The following is a 4,626-nucleotide window of genomic DNA, read 5'->3' as shown; positions in this document are numbered from 1 at the left end:
CTCCTGGTTGATTAGCAATAGAAGTCGCTAAGCTGATGAGGCGTTGTGTTCTTCGAGGGTCTTTAAGTTGTGCTTGTCCAAATTGTTCTTGTGCCCAAAGTTTAGCGTCTGAGTGTGTCATCTTAGTGTTTCAGTAAGGATTGCTAAGTGATCAGATCACACACACTTGAAAGAGTTCAAAAAAAATCCCCAAGCTATAAGCTTGGGGATTTGTGTATAAGAGACAGGGTAAATGGGAGGTGTCACGCTTTACAATCAGCTTGATTTAATAATCGGACCAGTAAAACAATCAATTTGAGGCTTTTTACCCGAGTATTTTTTCACTTTAACTAAACATGTCTGAGCCGTTGGCCCTTGACCCCATGAAGATGTCCCTTGGTCATTAGTCAAGACGTTCGCATTACCGTACAAACAAGAAGCTCCCTTAGGGCTATACCAACCACCCTCTTGCGAAGCAACCACCCCTTCACTCACTTTATCAGAAATAATCGCACCGAACAGAACAGAGCCTCTTTCATTGTAACCTTCCACTATATCGCCGGTTTTTATACCGTATTTGGCTCCATCTGACGGGTTGATCCACATCGGTTCATGATCATTGCTGTTAACCGCCTCCCTCAGCTCCTGAACTCCGCCGAGTTGTGAGTGTAATCGGTTACTAGGATGAAGCGTTACCATGTGCATATATTCTCCAGAGACTCTTTCTTTCCAATCAGTGGGCTCAATCCAACTCGCATACGGCGTACAATCTTTAAGATTTGCATTGGCTACTTTTTGGGAGAACAATTGAATTAAGCCAGAGTCGGTTGCTAGACCATCCAAATCAGGATCATCGCGGAATGACTGGTGACGAACATACTTATTATTGCCCTCATATCTAATAAAGGCTGTCTTATCTGTCCAGAAACTCTCGAACGTCGGCATTTCAATACCTTTTTTCTGGTTGGCCTCATAAGCTTTATCGTAAAATTCTTTCAACCACTGCAACTGCGTTTTACCACCGGTAAATTCCTTCTCTTTACCAAACTTAGCAGTAAACATACGCCAAATATCAAAGTCGTCTTTAGAATCGTACATTGGCTCGATAAGCTTACGCATACCCACAACGCCTCGATTGGTTGCATTACCATACCCAGAAAGCTCATCACGCTCCCAAAGAGTGGTAGTAGGTAAAACCAAATCTGAATAGCGACAGGTAGCAGTCCATTGAGTATCGATCGTTACCATAAAATCAAGCTTATCTAACGCATTGGTTAATCGGTTAACGTCTTGGTGAGTGGAAACAATATTAGCCCCTGAAACAATTAAAACTCTTAGATCAGGGTAAGTAATATCGTTTCCTTTATAAGTACTTTTCATTCCTGGATTTTCAATAACATCAACTATGCGCGATGTGGGGAAATAAGGAGTACTCGTATAAGGCTTGTCATGTTTGGGTTTAGCTCCTTTAATCGATGCAGACAAAGATCCTAAACGGGCACCATTCGACGAGCCAGCACCGGCATCGTTATAAATGTAACCAAATGAAAAACCACCTCCAGGAAGTCCGATTTGTCCGATCATTGAAGCCAGAGAAACAATTGACATACAGTATTGCTCGCCATGATGAGCTCGCTGAGCACTCCAGCCACTACTGATCAAAGTTCGCCCTGAAACCATCTGTTTGGCAAGAGATTTAATCGTCTCAACGGGTACGCCACAAATCTTCGACGCCCACTCAGCCGTCTTTTTGACTCCATCTTTTTCACCATTGAGGTAACTGAACAACTCATCAGCACCATCGGTATAAGTATCGATAAAGTCAGCGTCATACTGGTCACTTTCCAATAATTCATGACATAACCCCAACAGCAATGCAGTATCTGTCTGAGGCTTAATTGCTAATTGCTCTCCACCTAAAAATTTCTGAGCTTCTGATTTAACAGGATCAACAGAAATCACTTTCAATTTACCCGAAGCGACCTTAGCTTTGATTCTATCCCAGTATTCATAAGGTGCATGATCTGATGTACCAAAACCAATTTTTAAATTCTTTATCGGATCACACGCCCAAAAGATTAGTAAATCCGTTTCTTCCTCGATGTAACTTAAGGTTGTCTGCTCTGAATACACCTCACTATCTCCGACGACTTCCGGTAGGATAGACTGAGCAGCGGCGGTCGAATAATAGCCTGATGAACTGAGTGTCTTACCATGAAGGTTCAACGCTCGCTTCATGACGGTTGCACAATTACCATACTGACCAAATGGACCCCAAGAACTATGAGGATATATTGAAGAAGGGCCGTGATTCACCTGTGCCTCCTCCAACTTGTTATAGAGCAAATCAATCGCTTGCTCCCAACTAATAGGGACAAACTCGTTGTCACCTCGATTACCACCTTTACCCTCTAAGTAACCTTTTCTGACCATAGGCGTTTGAATTCGGGAAGGATTGTTTATGGTCTTATAAGCGTATTCAGCTAAATCAATCGTCATACCTAACTTATCAATCGGCGACACACCAGTAATGACACCATTATCGATCGTTGCTTCAAAAGTACCGAATTTTGAAGCCGTTAATGCCTTCTTAATGGCAACATCTGTGCTTGCGGCAAATGCTAAAGGAGTTAACTGTGCTGAGAGGGCTGCCGTACTGGCAACCCCTGCTGATTTCAAAAAGCTTCTACGAGAAAGTTCCATATTTTTTCCTTATTCATTATGTGATGAGTTCAATAGTCCATTTATCAATGGTTACTAGCAAAATCAGCAGAGTGGTACTGTAAGTACTTCAACAGCTTGTAACTTTCATTTTTCTCAAGCTTCGCCTGTCTAGACATCCCTTTAAATTGAGCAGGCCAATCATTCGCTTTGAAGTGACTCTCCTCAACTTTTGTATGACAAGCACCACACTTAGCATCGTACTGAAATGCTAACCCCTCATATTCGGTACCCAAGTCCTGAATAATCTGTGTATCACCGATCCAGGCTATGACCTCTATACCCTTCCAGTCTTTTTTAGTTGCATCGTCATAATACGTTTCACCGGTTTCTTTAATGTCTTTAATACCTCGCAACGTCGCATCAGTAATTCGCAGCCCTTTTTCAGCATAAAGAAGCTTTTTTCTCCCTTCTTGCCATCCAGACAACTTCACCTTAAAAGCTTTCTCATCTTTCTCAAGTAAGGTTAGCTTGGTAAGAGGTAACATTTTTGCTCGGCTCTTATCCTGCAAGCTCTTTTCGTTATAAATCGTAGAAGTAGTGGTAGTGTATACCGTCTCATTAATTTCAAGCTTACTAAGAGCAGTCGAGTCAGATTGAACCTTAGGTAGGTGATGAGCAATACCCTTGTGACAGTCGATACAACCTTGGTCTTTTTTGGCCGCCGGCATCATCGCAGTTTTGGCAGCCACAGACATTTCATCCCAATTCATACTGTCATAAGAATGGCAATGCTTACAGGTGGCTGAATTATTGGCCTCCATCGTAGCCCAAACCGCCTGAGCCATTTCCAATCGATGTTCCTCATATTTTTCAGGAGTATCTATCTCTCCTGTTAGTTCATACCAGATATCCTTGGCACCACCGAGCTTAGCCTTTACGTAATCAATCATGTCGTATTCATTAATGTGACAATCTTTACACTCCACACGGACACCAAATGAATTAGAGAAATGCGCAGTAGACTCAAACTCTTCCGCTGGTATCTCCATTGAATGGCAGGACACACAAAACTCAGTTGTGGAAGTTTCATGTAGTATTTCTTCACCGCTTTTAATTACTAAAAATGAAACTGCAAAAGCGGCTACTGCAAAAATAATAAACTTCTTCATAAATAAGCCCCGTCTTCCATTACAATTTGGTGTTGGCCACCAGACAGCTCATCTTATTCTTTTAAGTGCCTAGCAGTCGTTTCTTACCAGGATGTAAGCTTTAGGATAATAATAGTACAAGGGCACCAAACTGTGACATTACCGCTACAAAATGGCGTTGTTGCCTAAATCTGTTGAACCTTTTCAAAGATATGCGTTCTGATCCTTTGTGATGATTAGAACGGTGGTGACATTGGCAAAGGGCTTTGTTGCTTAAATCGATGGAACTAAATCTATAAGCTACGATCTGATCGGCTACACCCATCAATCGTCGTAGCCTCATGCCTAAACCTCGTTACAAAACAACTAACTGGAAGCAGTACAACAAAGCCTTAATCAACCGTGGTTCTCTGACCTTTTAAGTGGAAAAAGCGGTATGGCTATCACAAGCGCTCACTATCAGAGACAGTAATGTACCGAGTAAAACAGCTGCTAGGTGGGAAATTAAGCCTAAGAAATTACAATGCTCAGGTTGGCGAGACTTTCGCAATGATCAAAGCGCTGAACAAGCTTACAGGACTTGGTATGCCTGAAACTCAGTATATTGCTTAAGAACTGAACAACTTTAGGCTACCATGTCTTCCAACCGAATTAAGCAACAAAGCCCATCAGCACTCGACGCATTTCGAAAACCCTATCTTTGAGTTAAAGAACGGTAAGGTTGAATACACTGAGAAGACCATTTTCAGCGATTTAAACTGGCGTATTGCATATTTCGGGGCATTCCGATCAGTCATTTCGGGATTATCCGATCACCCATTTCCCCTCTGTGTCA

General features: G+C 42.2%; 3 protein-coding genes and 2 pseudogenes. 2 read left to right on the top strand and 3 right to left on the bottom strand.

All coding sequences use genetic code 11. The features are described from left to right. The 3 genes from KIV40_RS23630 to KIV40_RS23620 all read right to left on the bottom strand — a co-directional run. The coding region (locus KIV40_RS23630) for a transposase DNA-binding-containing protein (protein ID WP_155483594.1) at positions 1-121 on the bottom strand (121 nt) is incomplete at its 3' end. Positions 122-255: 134 nt separating this feature from the next. Further along, a complete protein-coding gene (locus KIV40_RS23625; RefSeq protein WP_285351620.1) occupies positions 256-2,682 on the bottom strand; it encodes a molybdopterin-dependent oxidoreductase in 2,427 nt (808 codons plus the stop codon). Positions 2,683-2,726: 44 nt separating this feature from the next. After that, on the bottom strand, positions 2,727-3,812 hold the full coding sequence (locus KIV40_RS23620) for a NapC/NirT family cytochrome c (RefSeq protein WP_012129113.1): 1,086 nt from the start codon (positions 3,810-3,812) through the stop codon (positions 2,727-2,729). Positions 3,813-4,211: 399 nt separating this feature from the next. Here KIV40_RS23620 and KIV40_RS23615 point away from each other — a divergent pair. Both KIV40_RS23615 and KIV40_RS35620 read left to right on the top strand, forming a co-directional pair. Then, positions 4,212-4,403: pseudogene (locus tag KIV40_RS23615) on the top strand (IS5/IS1182 family transposase); the annotation flags it as partial. A gap of 48 nt (positions 4,404-4,451) precedes the next feature. After that, positions 4,452-4,626 (top strand): annotated as a pseudogene (locus KIV40_RS35620) (ABC transporter); the annotation flags it as partial.

The organism is Vibrio sp. D173a, assembly GCF_030248475.1.
The sequence above is the reverse complement of the archived record's forward strand: the minus strand, read 5'-3'. Positions and strand labels throughout refer to the sequence as shown.

What these genes read in the sequence shown, in the direction of transcription:
- KIV40_RS23625 (WP_285351620.1), bottom strand. Translation starts at nt 2,682, where the DNA reads ATGGAACTTTCTCGTAGAAGCTTTTTGAAATCAGCAGGGGTTGCCAGT.
- KIV40_RS23620 (WP_012129113.1), bottom strand. Translation starts at nt 3,812, where the DNA reads ATGAAGAAGTTTATTATTTTTGCAGTAGCCGCTTTTGCAGTTTCATTT.